At 60.3% G+C, this 20,350-nt stretch carries 19 protein-coding genes and 1 tRNA gene; 9 read left to right on the top strand and 11 right to left on the bottom strand.

Annotated features, from left to right (window positions below; all coding sequences use genetic code 11):
• The first annotated feature begins 54 nt into the window (after positions 1-54).
• On the top strand, positions 55-1,338 hold the full coding sequence (locus ABR989_RS05800; protein WP_428126458.1) for an MFS transporter: 1,284 nt from the start codon (positions 55-57) through the stop codon (positions 1,336-1,338).
• Here ABR989_RS05800 and ABR989_RS05795 read toward each other — a convergent pair.
• Positions 1,322-2,347 (bottom strand): DNA-methyltransferase, encoded by a 1,026-nt coding sequence (locus ABR989_RS05795; RefSeq protein WP_428126456.1) that lies wholly within the window; start codon positions 2,345-2,347, stop codon positions 1,322-1,324. The two genes, ABR989_RS05800 and ABR989_RS05795, sit on opposite strands and share 17 nt — an antisense overlap.
• Before the next feature lie 88 nt (positions 2,348-2,435).
• On the opposite strand from ABR989_RS05795, the gene ABR989_RS05790 reads away from it, so the two are divergent.
• Both ABR989_RS05790 and ABR989_RS05785 read left to right on the top strand, forming a co-directional pair.
• The gene (locus ABR989_RS05790; RefSeq protein WP_428126453.1) at positions 2,436-2,684 is read left to right on the top strand and encodes a helix-turn-helix domain-containing protein; all 249 of its coding nucleotides are present in this window, start codon (positions 2,436-2,438) and stop codon (positions 2,682-2,684) included.
• A complete protein-coding gene (locus tag ABR989_RS05785; protein ID WP_428126451.1) occupies positions 2,668-3,168 on the top strand; it encodes a PDDEXK family nuclease in 501 nt (166 codons plus the stop codon). The genes ABR989_RS05790 and ABR989_RS05785 overlap by 17 nt, the downstream gene beginning before the upstream one ends.
• A 132-nt stretch (positions 3,169-3,300) precedes the next feature.
• Here the strand turns inward: ABR989_RS05785 and ABR989_RS05780 are convergent, their stop codons facing one another.
• Together ABR989_RS05780 and ABR989_RS05775 are read right to left on the bottom strand one after the other, a co-directional pair.
• The gene (locus ABR989_RS05780) at positions 3,301-5,217 is read right to left on the bottom strand and encodes an alkaline phosphatase family protein (RefSeq protein ID WP_428126449.1); all 1,917 of its coding nucleotides are present in this window, start codon (positions 5,215-5,217) and stop codon (positions 3,301-3,303) included.
• A 240-nt stretch (positions 5,218-5,457) separates the two neighbouring features.
• On the bottom strand, positions 5,458-7,392 hold the full coding sequence (locus ABR989_RS05775; RefSeq protein WP_428126447.1) for an AAA family ATPase: 1,935 nt from the start codon (positions 7,390-7,392) through the stop codon (positions 5,458-5,460).
• A gap of 733 nt (positions 7,393-8,125) precedes the next feature.
• Here ABR989_RS05775 and ABR989_RS05770 point away from each other — a divergent pair.
• Together ABR989_RS05770 and ABR989_RS05765 are read left to right on the top strand one after the other, a co-directional pair.
• Positions 8,126-9,046 carry a methionyl-tRNA formyltransferase gene (locus ABR989_RS05770; protein ID WP_428126445.1) on the top strand — a complete coding sequence of 307 codons (921 nt, stop codon included), beginning with the start codon at positions 8,126-8,128 and terminating at the stop codon, positions 9,044-9,046.
• 93 nt (positions 9,047-9,139) lie between these two features.
• Entirely contained in the window at positions 9,140-10,150 is a 1,011-nt protein-coding gene (locus ABR989_RS05765) for a WD40/YVTN/BNR-like repeat-containing protein (RefSeq protein ID WP_428126443.1), read from the top strand.
• Positions 10,151-10,238: 88 nt separating this feature from the next.
• On the opposite strand, the gene ABR989_RS05760 is transcribed toward ABR989_RS05765, so the two are convergent.
• Positions 10,239-11,048 carry an SDR family NAD(P)-dependent oxidoreductase gene (locus ABR989_RS05760; RefSeq protein ID WP_428126440.1) on the bottom strand — a complete coding sequence of 270 codons (810 nt, stop codon included), beginning with the start codon at positions 11,046-11,048 and terminating at the stop codon, positions 10,239-10,241.
• Between the two features lie 197 nt (positions 11,049-11,245).
• On the opposite strand from ABR989_RS05760, the gene ABR989_RS05755 reads away from it, so the two are divergent.
• From ABR989_RS05755 to ABR989_RS05745, 3 genes are read left to right on the top strand one after another with little or no spacing between them, the layout of a single operon-like run.
• The gene (locus ABR989_RS05755) at positions 11,246-12,271 is read left to right on the top strand and encodes an SPL family radical SAM protein (protein WP_428126438.1); all 1,026 of its coding nucleotides are present in this window, start codon (positions 11,246-11,248) and stop codon (positions 12,269-12,271) included.
• A 17-nt stretch (positions 12,272-12,288) separates the two neighbouring features.
• Positions 12,289-13,038 carry a DUF5131 family protein gene (locus tag ABR989_RS05750; protein WP_428126437.1) on the top strand — a complete coding sequence of 250 codons (750 nt, stop codon included), beginning with the start codon at positions 12,289-12,291 and terminating at the stop codon, positions 13,036-13,038.
• The gene (locus ABR989_RS05745; protein ID WP_428126435.1) at positions 13,035-14,153 is read left to right on the top strand and encodes a three-Cys-motif partner protein TcmP; all 1,119 of its coding nucleotides are present in this window, start codon (positions 13,035-13,037) and stop codon (positions 14,151-14,153) included. Before ABR989_RS05750 ends, ABR989_RS05745 begins: the two co-directional genes overlap by 4 nt.
• A 72-nt stretch (positions 14,154-14,225) precedes the next feature.
• Here the strand turns inward: ABR989_RS05745 and ABR989_RS05740 are convergent.
• The 7 genes from ABR989_RS05740 to ABR989_RS05710 form a co-directional block, all read right to left on the bottom strand.
• Positions 14,226-14,311, bottom strand: a tRNA-Leu gene (locus ABR989_RS05740).
• Between the two features lie 77 nt (positions 14,312-14,388).
• A complete protein-coding gene (gene secG, locus ABR989_RS05735; RefSeq protein ID WP_428126432.1) occupies positions 14,389-14,769 on the bottom strand; it encodes a preprotein translocase subunit SecG in 381 nt (126 codons plus the stop codon).
• Positions 14,770-14,779: 10 nt separating this feature from the next.
• Positions 14,780-15,553: a triose-phosphate isomerase gene (tpiA, locus tag ABR989_RS05730; RefSeq protein ID WP_428126430.1), complete on the bottom strand. Its 774-nt coding sequence runs from the start codon at positions 15,551-15,553 to the stop codon at positions 14,780-14,782.
• Between the two features lie 25 nt (positions 15,554-15,578).
• Positions 15,579-16,754 (bottom strand): phosphoglycerate kinase, encoded by a 1,176-nt coding sequence (locus ABR989_RS05725; protein WP_428126427.1) that lies wholly within the window; start codon positions 16,752-16,754, stop codon positions 15,579-15,581.
• 40 nt (positions 16,755-16,794) lie between these two features.
• A complete protein-coding gene (gap, locus tag ABR989_RS05720) occupies positions 16,795-17,799 on the bottom strand; it encodes a type I glyceraldehyde-3-phosphate dehydrogenase (RefSeq protein WP_428126425.1) in 1,005 nt (334 codons plus the stop codon).
• Positions 17,800-17,999: 200 nt separating this feature from the next.
• Positions 18,000-18,449: a MauE/DoxX family redox-associated membrane protein gene (locus ABR989_RS05715; protein ID WP_428126423.1), complete on the bottom strand. Its 450-nt coding sequence runs from the start codon at positions 18,447-18,449 to the stop codon at positions 18,000-18,002.
• On the bottom strand, positions 18,449-19,027 hold the full coding sequence (locus ABR989_RS05710; RefSeq protein WP_428126422.1) for a rhodanese-like domain-containing protein: 579 nt from the start codon (positions 19,025-19,027) through the stop codon (positions 18,449-18,451). The genes ABR989_RS05715 and ABR989_RS05710 overlap by 1 nt, the downstream gene beginning before the upstream one ends.
• Positions 19,028-19,866: 839 nt before the next feature.
• Here ABR989_RS05710 and ABR989_RS05705 point away from each other — a divergent pair.
• Positions 19,867-20,350, top strand: a 484-nt coding sequence (locus ABR989_RS05705; protein WP_428126420.1) for a cobalamin-dependent protein, incomplete at its 3' end; no start/stop codon positions are given.

Here is a 20,350-nt window from a genome sequence, read left to right as displayed (position 1 = left end):
GCGCATTCCCTTGACAGTCGCAGCTGGCAAGGATAGCCAACCATACCCGATTCCATGCAGCCAGTCGCCGATATACCGCCGCCCGCGCCTGCCGTCCCGCGCACTTCGCCCGGACTGCTGATGAACCAGCGCGAGACCGGCGCCATCCATCTGAGGATCGTCGCGCTCGCCTTCGCCGCCTGGATCTTTGACTTCTACGACCTGATTCTCTACTCGTTCCTGCTGGTCCCGGTTGCGCGCGAACTCCATCTGACGCCGGAGCAGTCGTCGATTGCGCTGGGCACATCGCTGCTGATGACGGCGCTTGGTGGAGTCATTTTCGGCTTCTTCGGCGATCGCTTCGGGCGAAAACCAACGATCGCAACCACGGTCGCAATCTACGGCGTCGGCACCGCGCTGTGCGGATTCAGCCATACTCTCCCCCAACTGATCGTGTTTCGATCGATAACCGGGCTCGGGATGGGCGGCGGATGGGCCCCCGGACAAAGTCTGGTTGCCGAAAGCGTGCCGGCCGAGCGCCGCGCACGATACGCAGCATACGTGCAGACGGGAGCGCCGCTCGGGGTTTTGTTGGCGGCGGCGGCGGGCGGTTATCTTGCACCCGCGATCGGATGGCGTCTGACGTTCATGGTTTCCGCCATCCCCGCCGTATTTGTCGTCGCCGCCGTGATGAAGTGGATGCCGGAGAGCGACGTCTGGCAGCGCACGCGCACCGAGCTGAACCGCGGCATCGACTTGCGCGCGATTCTCGTTCACAAGCGGATCTTCGTGCTGCTGTTCGTAGTCGTCCTGCTGAACTCCGAGGCGTACTGGTTCACGTACACCTGGATGCCGGGATACCTGGAACTCAAGCGCGGGCTCACCGCTGCGGGCGCCGGCCGCATGATGATGAAAATGCAGGTCGGCGGCGTGCTCGGCTACCTGACGTTTGGCCGCGTCGCGGACCGATTCGGCCGCCGGCCCGCGTTTTGCGCATACGGGATGCTGATGGCGGCCGGCACCATCCCGCCGACCGTACTGTGGAATTCGGCGCGGGCTGTGCCCGGACTCATCTCGGCTGCGATGTTCACGGCGGGATTCGGCACCGGTATCTGGGCAGGAGTCGCGCCGATGATCGCCGAGCTGTTGCCGACGCGGGTTCGCAATACTTCGCTTGGATTGCTGCTCAACGTCACGCGCGGATTTCAGTTCTTCACGCCGATCCTGATCGCGGCGCTCGGCGCGCGGTTTGGTTTCGGCGCGACGCTTTCGCTCGGCGCAGTCTTCTCGACGCTGGGCGCCATGATGGTCTGGATACTGCCCGAGACGCGCGGCCGCTCGATCACCGCGCTGGATTGACGGCGGGCTCTAGAAGATTCCGCTGCCCGAGATACTGCCGGAGATCGACGGTCACACCTGCCTCGATGCGCTCGTAGAGTGCGCGCATTTCGGCACGGCTGTTATGCGTCGTGAGGAAACGAAAAGCGGATGCGGCGACGTATTCCGGGGACGATTCGAATGCAAGCCAACAGCGTGCTTCGGACTCCGCAACTTGGCCCGTCGTGTTTGACCCGGCGAAGATATCAACTACCACATCACCGGGCTCCGTAAGCATGCGGATGAAAAATTCCGGCAGCTTGGCCGGAAATCGCGCAGGGTGCTGCTTGGCCCGTATCGCCTTGCACGCATCGAGGTACCGCCCGTTGGATTCGGTATTCGATATCCGCAACAGATTGGATGGGATAGCTCCCCCGTTGTCCCTCCCAAATGCGTTACTGATGTCGTGCCCTGACGGCCTCGCCTTCGGCGTATAGAAGGCGTCGGGGTCTTCAAGAAGCTTCTTCATCCTTGCGCTATAAGGAACTCGAACCTTAGTGATATCGGCCTTGGGCCACTCTCCCTTGCCGAACCACCAGACCGTATTCACAGCGTCCTTGGCGCGCAGCTTGCGTTTGTTCACCCATTCGATCGGACTCGGCAGTTTGGACGGATTGAACCAGTAGAAATCTTCAGCGAGGTAAAAACCAATGTCGTCACATAACTTGAGTAGAACGCGAAAATTATACAAGCTCCGCGTCGGCACGCCCTTTTCGTATGCACCGCCGAGGTCAAGCACAAAGCTCCCGTCCTCCTGCAACACTCGGTGCACCTGTCGAGCAAACTGGGCGAGCCAGTCGATGTATTCCGCTTGGTCCTTGTTCCCGTAGGCCTTTTGTCGCTGGAGCGCGAACGGTGGCGACGTCACGACGAGATTAACGCTGCCCTCGGGAAGCCCGGCCAACAGCTCTTGGGAATCGCCGCAGTACGCAGCCCCGTACTCTGTAATGTACGCGGCACTCGCTGAAAGTTGGGGCAGGTTGCGTTTCATCTATCAGCCTATTTGCTCAAAATCTTACGCTGCAAAAGCTACTTAAAGTCTGTAGACCTAAAGTCATCCAAAGTTCAAGCCTGTCCATGTGGCTCGATCGAAGAACAGGCCGGCCGCGCGAAGTATTTTAGCACGGAACCTGCGCCGGTTCCGCGCCGTGAAAGCTGTTTCGCAGGAGGCTCTGGCCGATCTCGCGGGCCTACATCGAACGTATTTGGGCTCAGTTGAGCGCGGTGAGCGAAATGTGTCGATCGACAACATCGAGCGGTTAGCAGAGGCACTCGGCGTTACGGTTAGCGAGTTGTTGAAGGAGGGGAAGAATGAAATCCCATCCTGACGCCAAGCTGCTCAAGGAACTGTTCCCAGCGATCCGCAAGTACCAAAAGCTGGCGATGAAGCACGGCATCCCGGACATTTTTCAAGACAATGGCGGCAAAATACTTCAGGTCTGCCTCATCCTCGGCCTCACCGCACTGAAGGCGCGCGAAGGCAACGACGCCGTTGATGCTGATGGGAACGAGTACGAACTGAAGACCGTCAATATTCTCCGAACTGACCAATTCACCACTCATCACCACCTTAACCCAGCAATTATCGCCAAATACAGGAAAGTCGATTGGATTTTTGCAACCTACGAAGGCATTGAACTGAAGGAAATCTATCGACTAAAGCCCGCAGCTATGGAGTTCTGGTACACCAAGTGGGAGGCAAAGTGGCACGCTGACGGAGATAAAGACATCAACAATCCGAAGGTGCCGTTGTCCTACGTTCGGAAACACGGGGAGCTACTGTATTCGAGTATCGGCGATAAGCTGAGTTGAACCTCGCCACCAAAGTGACCCCGCCGCCGCCTTCTCGTGCGTGATGTTCTCGTAATCGCGCCGCACGGGGTGGGACAAAGGACTCTCTTGCTATGCTCCCGGCCTAGCCGCGCCAACGAGCTGACTCGACTGTCACGGCGAGCTGCCCAGCGGCTTATGCTCGACGGTCGAGCTATCGAGATACGGCTCGTCGCCGATCCAGCTCACTCGAATCGTCGTCACGGCCTCGACGCCTTGCAGCATCAGGTCGGTCGTCATCGTTTGCGTATGCGATCCTCCAGCGCCGTGGCGGCCATCGGTCAGCGCCTCGGCCATCGCGCGTCCCGCGGGCGCCAGACCGCCGGGGCCGATATTCGGCAGCACACCCAGTATCTGCGTGATCGTCGGCGCAACGTCGGTGTTCGCGGTGGGATTGAGATCGACGAACCCGCGCCGGAAGTCCGGGCCAATCGCGGCGCAAAAATTATGAATCTCGCGCTCGCCTGCCGCGCCATGCATCCCCATCCCGGTCGTGAACGTCTGGCTGGTCCCGCTATCCTCGTACATGAGTCCCTTTACCGGATGCACCAGTTCGGCGGACTTGTTGCGCGTCGAGACCTGTCCGGTTCCGCCGATCAGGAACGCGGGATTGCCCGGCCCGGTAAGGCCCTTGTTGTCGGCGTCGGGCTCCTCGCGAAATGAAATCACCAGGTCCGGCGAGCGCGCGGGATTGTAGAGACCCACGACGCGCTGGCTGAAGGTGCCGTCGATCCATCCGAGGTACGGTTTCGGCGCGCGCTGGATGCGGCCACGACGGCTGCGCTCAGCGGGCGCGATGGCGGACTCGCGCGAGAAGATCGGTCCGCACCATTCCTGCGCCTCGGCGAAGTTGACGATCTTCTGCAGCACCGCGCGACGCGCTTGCGGCGTGGGGAACTCGGTCGGCGACAGGTAAATCAGGTCCGCGCCGCCGTTGGGGGCGACGATGACGTCGGTGCTGTCGTGCGATTTCTTGATTCCCGCCGACACCAGCATTTCCGACAGAATGATTCGGAACTTAATCGTCGCGAAGCCGTGGTCCGAGACCACTATCAGGTCGGTTTTGTCCGCGATTCCCAACGCGTCGATCGCCGCGCGAAGACGCGCCAGGTTGTTGTCGCAAAGGGTCAACGCCTCCATCGCGGGCAATGTGCCCAACCCCGCAATGTGCTGCGTGAGATCGGGATTGTGCTGCCAGAAAACGACCAACGCAGGCCGGCCCGCGTCCGCCGCGCGCTTGGCCGACGGGATAGCGTCTTCCACGACCAGCCGCTCGAAGTACAAATCGCGCTGCTCATCGGCGATCGCGGTTTTCGAATCCGGCGGCATCGCGGAGCTTATTTTCTGACTCACCGCCTTGGGCTCGACCAGATCGTCCGAGGCAAACAGGTAATCCTTGTGCGGCTCGCCGAGAATGTCCTTGCCATCGACGACCGTTTCAACGCGATTGTCAAACACCGAAGTCGGTCCCTGCTTGCCGATCACGCTGACGTAGCCGCCCTCGCGCGCGACCTCCTGCGTGATTGTGTCCAACCCGATCAAACGGCCCTTGAATCCATCCGCCCCGTTCAAGTTGACGATCGCCCTGGCGCCCTCCGTCCAGACCATCCGACCCTGCGCGTCTTTCGCAATCGTCGGCGCCCCCGGCTTGGCCTCAAAGGGAGAAATGTTGCTGACGGAGGCCGGCGTATCTGCCGACGGCTCCAGATAGAAGACGTTGCCCTCGAGTCCGTTGACGCTGGGCGGCGCTCCCGTGGCAAGCGCGGTGGCATTGACCATCGTAAGGGTCGGGAAGATCGAGTGATGGCGGTCAAACCGCACGCCCTCTCGCGCCAGCCGGTAAAGATTGGGCGTGTCGCGTTGCGTGACGAAGTCGGGCCGCAGCCCATCCCATACCATCAGCACCACGATACGGCCGCGGCCGCGATGCGCAGCGGTGGAGTCCTGCGCGCGGCCGGGCACGGCCACGAATACGAGAAGTATCGCGAGAATTTCGGACAACCGTCGAGTGGAGAACATTTGATCGGTCATCAAAGCGGCCCGCGCCCGACCGTGTCAATCGCCCTTCAATGAAATTCCGCGCAGCATGTCGGCCTAAGGACCCAAAAGCGAGCCCCCGCGTCATTCTTCGCTGCGCTCAGAATCCCGGATGTGCGTGAGCCCTAGATTTGATCCTGCGGAGGATCATCCACGTCCATCCCGCCGCGCGCTGTAACCGCGCGCCCGCCACGACTCGGACAGACAGTGCGCGATCGCCGGCGGAGGTGGACGCTAGAGAGCGGCCAGATATGCGCGAAACGCCGCCAGCTCTGGAGGAATTTCAGCGCCTTCACGCGCCCAGGCCGCAAAGGTCGCCAGGATCATAGCCTGAGCACCGGCGAAACCCGCGGCCACTGCAACACTATTCAAGACCTGTTTCCCCTCGCAGGACTTCCAGAGATCGTCTTCGTCGCGTTTGCGGGCATACGAATTTGCGCTTACTTCCAGAATTCCGCGCAGCCTGCGCTGATCCTCGGCGTCATACCCGGAAACATCGATGATGCTGTGAAGCGCGGTATTCCGATCAGCGTCGAACTGCGCCCAAGTGAATGCTTTCGCCTGTGTCTTGGCAGGCACCGAGATGTCGGGCAGCGACTTCGCGTTAGGCGTCGCCATCGCGTGCTGAAAAATCCAACTGCCGGCACGGGCATCGGACCGACTGCGGATCATGTCCAGCGGCGCACCGTTGGTGCGCCCATTCTGCTCCAGAAGGAGGCGAAGGGTCGCCGGGTGGAGAAAAAAATTCTCTGCCTCATGCACAGGAAGGACGAACACGCCACGGGCGCTGGTTAGCGTCATTGCTTCGGCATCGGACCGAAAATCTCGGTCAACGATGCCGCCAATGCGGATTCCAGCTTCGGACTCGCTCGCAAGCGCTTTGATGTCGGCGACCCGTCGCACCACTTCATTGCAGGAGCCGCATTCCATGAAGCGGAGGTTCTGCAGTCCGGCGAGCTTTTGGAAGAACTCGCGCTCTCCGACGCCTTCCTCTCCTTCGACGAATACGAAAACCAATTGAGAAATCGAGAAAGCCGGCGTGCCAACCGCGCGGGATAGCGCAGAAAGGACAGGGCGGGTATCCAGACGGGTGAGGCTGTCGACCTTGCGCGTCTCCTCGTTCCTCTCCAAAACGAATGTGGCATGCATTCCCGCGGCCTCGACGGCCTCAAGCGAATGAGTCGCGAGCCAGACTTGTCCGGTCTCGACCGTACCGGTCAGATACGCGATCCACGTTCTGATCAGGTCGGCGTTGAGGTGCAGCTCCGGTTCATCGAGTAGGAACAAGCCCTTCCGCAATCCAAATCGATCGATCTGACCAATTAGAAACGCGATCTCCCGCTCACCACCACTGAGCTGGTTAAAGGACAGTTCCAACCCCGTCGTATCGAAGAGTAGCGTGCGTTGCTTTGGATCGATACCTGTGAAGAAGACATGCGGCAAGACCTTCTGAAGAGACGCCGCATATGCTTCAAAATGATCTTCGAATCCGGGCTGCTCTGCACCGAGCTTCTTTGCCCGACGCATGTCCTGCATCAGCTGTGCCCCGGACTGGTTCTCCAGCGCAAGGAAGTACTTCAACCACTCATCGTAGAGCGTCGCGGTCCTTCTGAATGATCTGCCACGCGTATATTCGACGCCAGCCCAATCAATCTGATAGGCCATGGCGGCATCGGTAAAGGTGAGATGTCTCATCGGATACGCGCGGTCGGAGTCAAGCGACAGAAAATGTACGTCGCTAGACTGCTGCAACTGGTGAATAACGCGACGGGCAAATTCAACTTTACGGCTAGTGTTCGCTATGCCTCCAGCTTCGATTCTGCTGATGTGATTGCCCTCGTGGCGCTCGCTCTGAATGGTGAGGGTACGGTCCCACTCGCGAAAGTCCGGCTCACCGGCAAGCCCTTCGTCGATTCCCGCGCTCACACCTTCGCCGAGATAAAATTGCAGGGAAAAGCTATGCGGATCGGAGAACGGATCGCCGCGCGGAATCTCGATGCCCCCTGATAAACCGAGATGATGAGCGCAGGCCGCAACTAGCTCCAGCAAATTGCTCTTGCCGGTCCCATTGGCACCGACAAGGCAGACGAGACCAGTTTCGTCACTGAGCTGGAGCTCGATATTCTCGAAGTGCCGCCACTGGCTGATTTTGATATTTCTTATACGCACTTAGACTCCCAGAGATTATTTGATATTTATTGCCCCGGATACTTGCCAACGGCAAGGCTATCCGAGATCTGAAGTGTCACGCGGCAGGACTCGGTATCGCGGGAAAAAATAATTATTGCTTCAAATCTCTACGCTGACTCTGCAGTCGCGAGCGCGCTCCACCGCCCCCTCGCGGTCAGTAAGTTCCGGAAAAAGATCCGGGGTCCCTCGACTTCGCTCGGGATGACGCAGGACACGACGGACAACGACGACTATTTTTTCCCCTTAACCTGTTTTATCACCGGGTGCAGGGACCGGGTCCCTGCTTCGTGATTTGTTCTCCTGAACTAAAAAACGTTTCACGTGAAACGTTTTCCTCAAAACCCCAACACTACAGCACCATTTCCGACCACTTTCGAAAAAAGTGACTGCCATTGCACCACTGCTCTTAATACTGGATGCAGGGGTCACCCCTGCCCGCGCGCGACAACGGAGCGCGGCCTTAACACTGGGTGCAGGGCTCAGCCCTGCTCGCGTCTTCTCAATGCGGGTGCAGGGGCCGCAGCCCCTGGCCGTGGCGACGGCAGCGCAGTATTAAGCCATTGGCAGGGCCGCGCGCGACAACGGAGCGCGGCGTTAATACTGGCCAGCCGTGCCAACGGCCGACAACGGAGCGCGGCCTTAACGTTGGGTGCAGGTGCAACTCCATTTTTGATTTGGTAGCGTAACCGGATAAATTTGGAGGAACACCAGGTTGCGTATCGCACTGCTCGGACAGGCTGCATTCGCGGAAAAAGCGCTCGAGGCGCTCGTCAATCACGGTGACGAAATCGTTCACGTCTTCGCACCGCACGATCCGCCCGCCGGCAGGGCGGATCCGCTGGCCGCCAAGGCGCGCGCGATGGGCTTGCCGATGAGCCAGCCCAGGTCATTCAAGAACGACGCCGCCTTCGAGCATTTCAAAACCCTCGACGCCGACCTGGCCATCCTCGCGTTCGTCACCCTGATTGTTCCCGAGCGAATTCTCTACGCACCGCGCTACAAGTCGATTTGCTTTCACCCTTCCCTCCTCCCGCGCCATCGCGGCGCCAGCGGGATGAACTGGGCGATAATCCAGGGCGACGTGGAAACAGGAGTCACCTGGTTCTGGCCGGATAAGGGTATCGACACCGGACCGATCCTCATTCAAAAGCGCGTGCCGATTGCGGAGAACGACACCGTCGGCTCCATTTACTTCAACACGCTCTTCCCGATGGGAATCGGCGCGATGGTCGAAGCGGTCGATCTGATCAAATCCGGTAACGCGCCCGCGCTCGTGCAGGACGAGAGCAAGGCGACCTACGAGCCGCCGTGCCGCGACGAGCACGCGAAGATCGATTTTGCAAAACCGGCGCGCGAGGTCTTCAATCTGATTCGCGGATGCGACCCGCAGCCGGGCGCGTTCGCAATCGTCGGCGACAAACGCCTGCGCCTCTATGAAGCGGGCTTCTCAGCAGGCCACTCAGACGTCGCACCGGGGACGATAATCGCGCTTGACTCCGATGGAATGAAGGTCGCGCTCGCCGGCGGGACGATTTTGGTCAAACGGGCGCGAATCGATCCCAACCCCAAAAAAGCCGCGCCCGCCGAGCTCGCAGCCGCCGGCGAGATCCGCCTCGGCACAAAGCTGACGTAAGCTCCGCGCGGCGCACCTGCCGTGCGCGCCGGGCGCTATTCCGTCAGAGTCCTTTGCGCTACGATTTGGCGCGGCCACGAGAGGTTTACCGGGATGCGCCTGTGCATCGGGACGGCCAAGGGCATTGTGATTCTGGATCCCTCGCGCGGCGGGGCTCCGCTGATGGTGCTTGCCGATCCGTCAGCCATCTGGTGCATGGCGCAGGATGCCGTCGATCCCACGCTCATCTACGCCGGCTCGACCGAGCACGTCCGCGGCAGGGGCGCGCTCGCGCGCTCGACCGACGGCGGCAGAACCTGGACCGACGTGACTCCCCCGCTCGCGCGCGAAGAAGAGGTCTGGTCGATCGCCGCATCTCCCGCCGTGAAGGATCGCGTATTCATCGGGACCTCGCACGCCCGCCTGTTTCGCAGCGACGATCGCGGACACATCTTCAAGGAATGCGACGGCTTCCTGAAAATCCCGGGGCGCGACCGCTGGACGTTTCCGCCAGCGCCGCATATCCCGCACGTGCGTTCGATCGCCTTCGATCCGCATGAGCCGTCCACGATGTACGTCGGCGTCGAGGAGGGCGGCATCTTCCGCTCGCGCAACGACGGCGCGTCATTCGAGCCGCTCAACGACGGTCTCTATTGGGATGTTCATACCGTCGCGGTGGACTCGCGCGATTCGCGCCGCCTCTACGCCACCACCGGCAATGGGTTCTACTTGTCCGGCAACGCCGGCAAATCGTGGCAACCCGTAACACGCGGGCTCAACCGCACCTACACCGTCCCGCTGCTCGTAAGCCGGCCGGACAGCGAAGACGTTTTCACCGCGGCCGCGATGGGCCCGCCGCCCACCTGGCGCGTCGGACCGACCGGCGCGGACGCGGTGCTGTTCCGGAGCAGCGATCGCGGCGAAAGTTTCACGGCGATTTCCAGCGAACAGAGTTTTGGACGCGGCATGGTGATGCGGCTGAAGGCCGATCCGGAAAACAACGAAAGCGGCTTCTTCGCGGTCTGCAACGACGGCGCCATCGTTCGCGTAACCGCTGATGGGTCGTCGCTCACGACGATCGCGGAGAAACTGCCGCCCGCCTACGACCTCGCGACAATTCCATGAGCCATGCACCGGCGGCTGGAGCAAGTTGACTATCCCGGACGCGCATGGATCCGCGCGTCCAGCACCGATCCGCGCCTCTACCGCATTTCTATCGCAGCTCTTGCGGAGTCTGGCCTTCGGTCACCTTCTTCGCGATTTTCACCGCCGTCGATCGAGGAACCAGCCGCGTCGCATTGGCGCGCACCCAGTTGAACCATCCCGAGATAACGCTCGGCTGCTTGCCGAGCGCGTCGAGCGCGACCCGCACTACATTTTCCGCTGGCTCGCCGTGGTCAGGCCCCACACTCTCTCCCGCCACCGCCTGGAACTCGGTCTTCGTGGGACCCGGCTCTATCACGAGCGCGTCGATGCCCGTCCCGCGCAGTTCGCCCCACAACCCCTCGCCGAACAGCAGATCGAATCCCTTGGTTGCGCTGTAAACCGCATGCAGCGGCAGCGGCTGGCGTCCCGCCACCGATCCCACGATGATCACCGCGCCGCGTCCACGCTTGACCATCCCGGGCATGATGCGGCTGGTCAGCACCACCGGCACGACGCAGTTTACGACCACCATCGCGCGCAGCCGATCGATTGCCAGCTTGTCGAAACGGCCAGCGTAGCCGAAGCCGGCGTTGTTGACCAGAAATGCGATCGGCAAATCCGCGACTGCGTCGGCCAGGCGATCCGCGCCGTCCGGCGCCGCGAGATCGACCGCGACCACCCGCGTTTCGACGTGAAAATTCTGGCGAAGTTCCGCGGCGAGCGCGTTCAGCCGTTCCTCGCGCCTGGCCGTCAGCACTATCGACATGCCCTCGCGCGCGAGCGCACGGGCAAACTCAAGGCCGATTCCCGCCGACGCGCCCGTCACGAGAGCCCACTCGCCGTACTTCTCACGATATTTTCGCCCATTGTCTGCCATCGCGATTTCCTCCCGCTGCGATGCGGATCGTTCTGTACCCGCGCCGCGCTCTCCGACCACTATCTAGCAGCTTTGCCGCCCGAAATGCTCCTGCTTAGCCTCTTGTGACATCGCAATCCCGCCACCCGGTGGAAAAACGTCTGGACGGCGCCGGTTGAACTTTAGCGAAGAAAAAGCGAAGATAGCCATGCTGTCAGATGAACGCCGCCGCCACATTGCCCCTCTATTCGCCCCCGCCTGAAGACCTCGACGTCACCCGCGGCGTCGAGTTTATCGAGATGCCGGTGCGGCAGATTCTCAATCGATGCGACAGCCCGCGCATGCCGTTTCGATGGACCATCAACCCGTATCGCGGCTGCGAGTTCGGGTGCGTGTACTGCTACGCGCGCTATACGCACGATTTTCTCGAGTTGCGCGACCCGATGGACTTCGAGCGCAAAATATTCGTCAAGCGGATGGCGGCCGAGGTCCTGGCGCGCACGCTCTCACGCACGCCGATCGGCGCCGACGCGATCGCAATCGGCACGGCGACCGACCCCTATCAGCCGGCCGAGCGGAAATACGGGCTCACGCGCTCCATGCTCGAAGTTTTCGCTCAACTGTCGGGGCTGGACCTGTCGATCACGACCAAATCCAGCTTGATCGTTCGCGACCTCGAGTGGCTCAAAAAGATTAATCGGCGCTCGAAGCTGTCGGTGAACTTCTCGCTGATAACGCTCGATCGAAAACTGCAACGAATCCTCGAGCCGCGAGCGCCGCGCCCGGGCCTGCGGCTGCGCGCGCTGTTCGAGCTGGCGCGGGCGGGAATCCGGTGCAACGTGCTCATGATGCCGATGATTCCGGGACTGACGGACGATCCCGCGGCGATCGAGAGCGTGATTCGCGGGGCGCATCGCGCGGGCGCGTCGGGAGTATGGTGGCGTTCGCTGTTTCTGAAACCCGCGGCGGCGCGCCGCTTCATTCCATTCGTGAGGGAGCGATTCCCGCATCTGGCGGAGCGTATCGACATGTTTTACGCGCGCGCCGAGTACGTTCCGCGTGCGTATGACGATCGGATGGGCGCGATTTTCGATCGCATCCGCACGCGCTACGGCTTCCCCATCGAGCACGAACGCTGCATGATTCAAATTAACAACATGTCACAACCGATACCCGCTCAACTGAATTTGCGATTGGTCGGCATCGACAGAGCTAGCACGTCGAGTACTGTGAGTGATAGATAGATTGGCGAGAGGTCCACATGGGAGACAAATCGTCGATTGAGTGGACGGATGCTACGTGGAATCCGGTCACTGGGTGCACAAAGATCAGCCCAGGTTGTAAGCATTGCTACGCTGAGCGGCTGGCGCATCGCCTTCAGGCCATGGGAAACCCCCGCTATCGTAACGGCTTCGAGATAACACTCCACTCCGATCAGATAGAACTCCCTTTAAGATGGCGGCAGCCGCGGAGAATCTTCGTGAACAGCATGAGCGACTTATTTCACGAAGATGTCCCCGACGCTTTCATCGAGCGCGTTTTCGCAACGATGGCTGAAGCTTCGTGGCATGCGTTTCAAATTCTCACCAAGAGGGCAGAACGGCTCGCTGAAATGGCGACACAGCTCGCCTGGCCGAGGAATGTGTGGCAGGGAGTCTCAACGGAGAGTGAGGAGTACGTTTATCGGATTATGCTGCTGAGGCAGGTGCCGGCCGCCGTAAGATTCGTATCAGTGGAGCCTATGCTAGGGCGGATTAGACGGCTACCGCTTCGCGGAATTCACTGGGTGATCGTGGGCGGTGAAAGTGGGCCCAACTTCCGCCGGATCGATCCTGATTGGGTACGAGAAATTCGCGACCAGTGCTTGGCAGCTAACGTTCCATTTTTCTTCAAGCAGTGGGGTGGCTTCAGACCAAAGTCCGGAGGTCGCAAGCTGGGAGGCAGAACTTGGGACCAAAGTCCACAGGTGCCAATCCTGGGAATTCGTGAAACTCGCGAGCAGACTGCATGACCTCTCCTAGCGAAACGATTTGGCCGATCGAGCCACATACCCTGATCAAACATAGAATTCTAGACCGATACCTTCAGGGTTGGCTGCCAGTTATGGCCAAGACAAACGGCCGGATCCATTTTCTCGATGGCTTCGCAGGACCAGGACGGTATAGCGGCGGTGAAATCGGTTCACCGCTGATCGCGTTACAAGCGTTGCTGAGTCACCCGCACTTCGCGAAAGCAAACAACCAACGCGAGGTCGTCTTTTCCTTCTTTGAGCGAGATAAGAGCCGAGCGGATGCTCTACGGGAAGAACTGAAGCGGGTGTCTCTTCCGAGTTGGGTGAGCTGCAATGTGTTCGACGGCGAGTTTGCCCCGCTGTTGTCCAGCATTCTGGACAAATTCCAAGCTGAGGGAAGTCAGCTCGCTCCGACATTTGCGTTCATCGATCCCTTTGGTTTCGCCGGAGTGCCGATGGACCTGATAGCTCGCATTGCTAGCAATGCAAAGTGTGAGTGCTTCATCACTTTCATGTACGAGGAAATAAACCGATTTCTAAGCGTTCCAGACGTTGCCGACCATTATGACGCTCTCTTCGGGACATCCAAATGGCGCGAGATTGTTGGTGAAACTGACTCTGGGAGACGTAGGGACAGAATCGCGGATCTCTACCGAAAACAATTAGAAACGGTCGCCGGCTTTAAATACGTCCGCGAGTTCCAAATGGTGAATCGGGGAAATCGAACGAAGTACTTCCTCTATTTCGGCACAAAAAGCGAAAAAGGACTAAGCTTGATGAAAGCAGCTATGTGGAAGGCCGACCCCGGAGGCGGAGAGATCTTCTCCGACCGAACGAATGAGAACCAAGTTGTACTATTTGAACCATCGCCGGATTTTGCGCGGCTCAGATCGATGTTGACGCAGCGGTTTCGCGGACAAGGTCCGATCGACATCAGCGATATTGAAAAATACGTTCTCGTTGAGACGCCTTTCTCAGAAACTATGCATTTGAGGAAAAGGACCTTGGGACAAATGGAAAAAAGTGGGCCCAGGTTGATTGAGGTTTATCGTCCGAAGGGCAAAGCCAACCGCGCCGGCAGTTACCCACCGGCCACAAAGATCAAGTTTGTTTAATAAGTATGAAGTGCCTCAGAGAATCGCGCGAGGATTAGCGTTTCAGTATTCGGATATGGCAACAAGGGTTTTTGGTGCGCGGGGCGGGACTTGAACCCGCACGGTATTGCTACCACCAGCCCCTCAAACTGGCGTGTCTGCCATTCCACCACCCGCGCATCGTGCGTACCGGCCGGAGCGAGGTTGAGGGTCTGAGCGCTCCGGCGCAAATCCGAAAGTACAGCTATTACTTCTATTACTTCTTCGACGACGGCGTCGCGGGTCCGGCGGGATTTCGACCGGCTGGCGCCGGCGCCGCGGGAAGCGCGTTCTTGGGCGCCTGCTTCGACGCCGGCATCACGCTCGACGGCGCCGACGAGAACGGCCGATCGAAGATACTACCGGTCACGCGCCGCGCTGAAGCCAGTGCCAGGAAGATCGAGGTCGCGAAAAAAATTGTCGCCATTGCCCACGTCGCTTTAGTCAGCGCATTGCCTGCCCCGCTCGCGCCAAAGACGGTCTGGCTCGAACCGCCGAAAACGGCGCCGACCTCCGCACCCTTGCCCTGCTGCAGCAGGATAATGATGCACATGGCCACGCAGACGATCACATGAATTGAAACAACGATTGAAACCATTTTGTCTTCTTCAGCGAGTCCGCGCCCTGACGATGCGCGCGAACGAGTCAGCCTTTAAGCTTGCCCCGCCGACCAGAGCCCCGTCAATATCGGGCTTGGACACGAGCGAGTCAACATTGTCGGCGTTTACACTGCCGCCGTAAATTATCCGCACCGCCGACGCGCGCTCGGGCCCGCATCGTTCGAGGATCGCGCCGCGGATCGCTCCGTGTATCGTTTCGGCGTGCTCGGGGGTCGCGTGGCGCCCGGTGCCAATCGCCCACACCGGCTCGTACGCAATCGCCACTGCGGTCATATGATCGTCGCCAACGTTCTCAAGCCCGCGCTGGAGCTGGTGCAGCACAACATCCAGCGCACGGCCGCTGTCGTGTTCGTCCTGGGTCTCGCCGACGCACAGAATCGGCGCCATTCGGTGCTTGAGCGCAGCGAGCACTTTCTTGTTAATCAGTTCATCGGTTTCATGAAAAATGTGGCGGCGCTCAGAATGGCCGACGATGACGTGGGTCACGCCATAGCTCTTCAGCATCGGCGGCGAGACTTCGCCGGTGAACGCGCCTTTGTCCTCGTAGTGCATATTTTGCGCGCCCAGCAGGATCGACGAGCCTGCGAGCGCCTGCGCCACGGCCGGGATGAGAATATCGGGCGGCGCGACCATCACGTCGCGATCTTTCGCCAGCGCCGCGGCGTCGCAATCGATCTCGGCGCGGATTGCGGCGATGAGCGCGCGGGCCTCGACCGGCACAAGATGCATCTTCCAGTTTCCGGCGATTAGTTTCCTGCGCACGCGCGTCCTTCCTGTCCGTACGAGGTCAGACTTCGAGCGCCTTCACGCCCGGCAGCTCGCGGCCTTCCAAAAATTCGAGCGTGGCTCCGCCGCCGGTCGAGATATGCGTGAACTTGTTCGCCCACGGCGCATGCGCGAAGGCCGCAGCCGTGTCGCCGCCGCCGATTATCGAAATGACGCCTGATTGATTGGCGAGCGCTTCACCGACTCGCATCGTGCCACCCGCGAACGCCGGGATCTCGAAGAATCCGAGCGGGCCATTCCATACAACGGTTTTGGCACGCGCGATTTCTGCGATGAACGCCGCCGCGGTATCCGGTCCGATGTCGAGCCCCATCATCTCGGAGGGAATTTCGGCGACTGTATGAGGCGTCGCGTCGGCTTCGGGAGCGGATGCGACAATATGATCCGACGGCAGCACGATTTTGACGCCCTTTCGCGCGGCCTCGGCGAGCAATTCCTTTGCCAGCTCGAGCTTGTCGTCTTCGACGAGCGAGCGGCCGACGGCGACGCCCTGAGCCTTGAGAAACGTGTACGCCATCGCGCCGCCAATCAGGATCGCATCGACCTTGGTCAGCAGATTTCTGATCAGCGCGATCTTGTCGGAGACTTTTGCGCCGCCCAGGATCGCGACCAACGGGCGCTGCGGATTCTCGGTGACCGCGCGCAACGCATCGAGTTCGCGCATCATCAGGAATCCGGCCGCGCGCTCCGCGATGAATCGTGTGACTCCGACCGTCGAGGCGTGCGCGCGATGTGCGGAGCCGAAACCGTCGTTCACATAGACCTGTTTGTGGCGCGCCAGTTCATGCGAGAAGTCGCGATCGTTGGCTTCCTCTTCTTTGTGGAAGCGCAGATTTTCGAGCAGAATCGCTTCGCCCGGCTTGAGCGCCTCGATCATTTTGCCGGTGTGATCGCCGATGCAGTCGGGCGCAAGCGCGACCTTCTGCCCGAGCGCTTTCGATAGATACTCGGCGACCGGCTTGAGGCTGAGCTCGGCGGTGCGCTCTTTGGGACGCCCCAGATGCGAGCAGAGCACGGCCGACCCACCATGATCGAGGATGTAGCGAATGGTATCGAGGCTCGCGTCGATTCGCGCCGGGTCCTGGATCTTTCCATCGTGGATCGGCACGTTGAAATCGCATCGCACGAGCGCCTTCTTGTCTTTCAACTCAAGGCGCGTAATCGGTAGTACAGGCATCGCGGCCACTCACTCCCGGGTCAGTTCGGTTGCCCCGCGGCTAAAGCTGGCCCGCGACGAATGCGGCGACATCCGCGAGCCGGTTCGAGTAGCCCCATTCGTTGTCGTACCACGAAAATACTTTCACCAGCCTGTTTCCAATCACCTTGGTCAACGGCGCGTCGAAGATCGACGAATGCGGATCGCCGTTGAGATCGACCGAGACGATCGGCGCATCGCTGTAGGCGAGAATCCCCTTGAGCGGGCCATCCGCCGCCGCTTTCATTGCGGCGTTGACGGATTTTGCGTCGGCGTCCTTGTCAACCGTCACGGTCAGGTCAACCAGCGAGACGTTCGCCGTCGGCACTCTGATCGCGAGTCCGTCGAGCTTGCCCTTGAGCGCGGGCAGCACGAGGCCGATCGCTTTCGCGGCGCCGGTCGAGGTCGGGATCATCGAGACCGCCGCAGCGCGCGCACGCCGCAGATCCCTGTGCGGCCCATCCTGCAGGTTCTGATCCGAGGTGTAGCTATGTACGGTGGTCATCAGGCCGTGGACTATTCCGAAACTGTCATGCAGGACTTTTCCAATCGGCGCGAGGCAGTTGGTCGTGCATGACGCGTTGGATATCACGTCGTGCTTTTTCGCGTCGTAAACGTGCTGGTTGACGCCCAGGCATAGCGTGACGTCGGCGCCGTCGGCGGGCGCGCTGATGACGACTTTTTTCGCGCCGGCAGAAAGATGCATCGCGGCCTTGTCACGCGCCGTGAACAGGCCGGTAGATTCGACGACCACCTGCACGCCGAGTTTGCTCCACGGTAATTTGCCGGGATCGCGTTCCGCCAGCACCTGGAGCGGCTTGCCGTCGAGGAAAATAATTCCGCCTTCGGCCTTGACCTCATGACGCAGCGTGCCGTGGATGGAATCGTATTTGAGCAGATGCGCGAGGGTGGGCGCGTCGGTGATGTCGTTGACGGCTACGATCTCGAGTTCCTTTTTGGCCAGGGCCGCGCGCAGGAACATTCTGCCGATTCGGCCGAATCCGTTTATCCCGACTTTTATCGCCACCGATCAATCCTCCCGAGAGTGCGTTGCGTACCAATGAAAAAGCGAAACCCTCAAAAGCAACAACCCGAACCTCAGATAAGTCCGGGTCCGATGTACAAGCGCGCCTCGACTGTCGATTATACGCCGAGAAGGGTCGCGAATGCAGGGGAGCGGGGAAGGGGAAATCACTTTATTAAATGTGAAACCCACCGCAGATGTGTTCACGGCGCGCGCGCGGGCAGGCGGGTAATCGAGCGCAAATAGATGAACAACGCGCCCGAGAACAACGCCGCGTCCAGCGCGAGCTCCAGCCACATTCTCGGTCGCGATGGCGCGCCGACCCCGAAACAGCCGCAGTCGAGCGTGAGACCTCGAAGCAGCGCGGACGCCAACGCCGTGAAAAATAGTACAGAGATTCCAGCGACCGCGAGCGCTCCGACCCGCCTGGTCCGTGGCCCGAGCAGCAGGACGCCGCATGCGATCTCGAATGGCGGCAGACCCAGCGCCAGCAGGTTGATGAACACCGCCGGCAGAATCGCGAATGCAGCGGTGCTGTCCGCGAACTGCAGCGGGTCGCGAATCTTGTCGATGCCCGCGTAAATGAATACGGCAGCGACGGCTATGCTGACCGCAAGCACCGCATAGTTCCGACGCGAATTGTCGGGAGCCATCATCGTCCGTTCCCTGTGGATGCCGGCAGCCCGCCCGCCGACCATGCATCCCACCCGCCCGTGAAGACGCTGACGTTGCCAAAGCCGAGACTCAGCAACGCGTTCGCGACGAGCCGGCTGTCATGACATTCGCCGCCGGAGCAGTACACGATGATCGGCTTGTCATGGGCAGCCTGCAGCACGCCGGCCAGGTCCCGATAGTCGTGGGCGAAGTCGTCTCGCGCGAGATTGAGCGCTCCCGGTACGTGTCCCTGTTCGAAGAACACGGACGGCCGGGCATCAAGGATGAGTGCGCTTTTACTCCCGGCGGCTGAACGGAATTCCTCAAGTCCGACAGTTGCTGCAGGCGCGATCTTGAACGGCGCCGCCGCGACCAGAGTCGTCAGCTCCGCATCGAACCGCTGCTCTGGCGCTTGATAGACGATAGGAAGTGGACTGAGGGAGAAACGGTTCATCACGAGCCCAGCCGCCAGGGACGCGATTGCAAGCAGCACAAGCCCACCGAGATCGCGCAGAATTTGCGATCCGAGACCCCTTGCTTGAGGCAGGCGCGCCGAATCAGGAGTGACGATCGACACTGTTGAAGTCATATCAGAATCCGCTGCTTTGCCAGTGGGTCGGTTTACCTCGGCGCCCGCCGGCAAAGTGGGTCAGTTTTCAACCGGCATTAACAAGCTAATTCCCTGAACACTCGGATTAACCTTTCTTCCAGCGTGCGCGGGCCGCTTTACGAGCTAATTCTTTGCGTTTCTTTGCCGAAATGCCTTCCCATCGCGCTTTGCCGCCCTTAAGGCCGCCCTTGCGTCCAAGCGCGACGGCGGCAGGGTCTTTCGCGGGTTTCTCCGGCTCAGGCTCCAGCGGTTGGCCGGTCGCCCTCTTCATGACCAATGCGGCGGGCCGGTTTGTATCGCGGGGCATGCGAGAGCGCTTTTGCACGACTCTTGGAATTTATGTTATAAGAGCGGTCGTGGTCAAGTTCGATCCCCTGAAATACGTGCCGCTTCACTGGGTTTGTTTTGCGCTTGCAGCGGTTGGACTAACCACACTCTTGGTCCAGGTTTTTTTCCCAAACGCTTATCTACCCTTGATGCGCCAATGGCCTTATGTTCTCGGGATCGTTCCATTAAGTCTGTTGACGGTTTTTTACTTTCTCATTGGGATCTCCGCGTGGCGATTTGCGAAGAGCCAATATCCGCCACCGCCGCCGTCTCCAGACCGGCATAATTAAGGCCCTTAAAAAAGCTTCCTCCTTACTCAGCTTCAGGGACCGGGGTCCCTGGCTGGTTTTGGGCGCGCTGATAGCGTTATAATGAATGGATTTTCAGCCGAATGATTCCGGCGAGTAGGCTCACCTGCTGGCGAGGGGCGACGCGGGCACAGCACGGGCTCGGAGCGTTGGCAACGACCAGAGGCGGCCATGCTGATATTTCTAATCCATGTTCGCGACCCGCAATTCTACGCCGTGCCGGCGGCCGGCCGCGCGAAAAACGGCAACCTGCGCATTATGGGGTTCCCACCGATCGGAATCATGTCGCTCTCCGCAGTGCTCAAGCGCGCCGGCCATGAATGCGTGATGTTCGACCAGGCCAATAGCGAGACTCCAAACCAGGTCATCATCGAGCAGATTCGCATGCGGCGGCCGCAACTGATCGGGTTGAGTTTTCTGAGCACGACCAGTTATCCCTACGCCAAGATTCTCGCCCGCCAGATCCGCGCCGTCGATTCCAAGGTCAAAGTCGCCATCGGCGGCGCCTTCGCGACGCTAAACGCGCCCCTGGTGAAACTGCAATGCAGCGAAGTGGATTTTGTCTGCCGCGGTGACGGTGAGCAGTTGATTCTCGACCTGGTTGAGCAGCTCGACAATCCGGCGGCTGTCGCCGGGCTGACCTGGGCGCGAGACG

This window comes from Binatus soli (SeqCode), from assembly GCF_050015535.1.
Taxonomy (GTDB): domain Bacteria; phylum Desulfobacterota; class Binatia; order Binatales; family Binataceae; genus Binatus; species Binatus soli.
The sequence above is the reverse complement of the archived record's forward strand: the minus strand, read 5'-3'. Positions and strand labels throughout refer to the sequence as shown.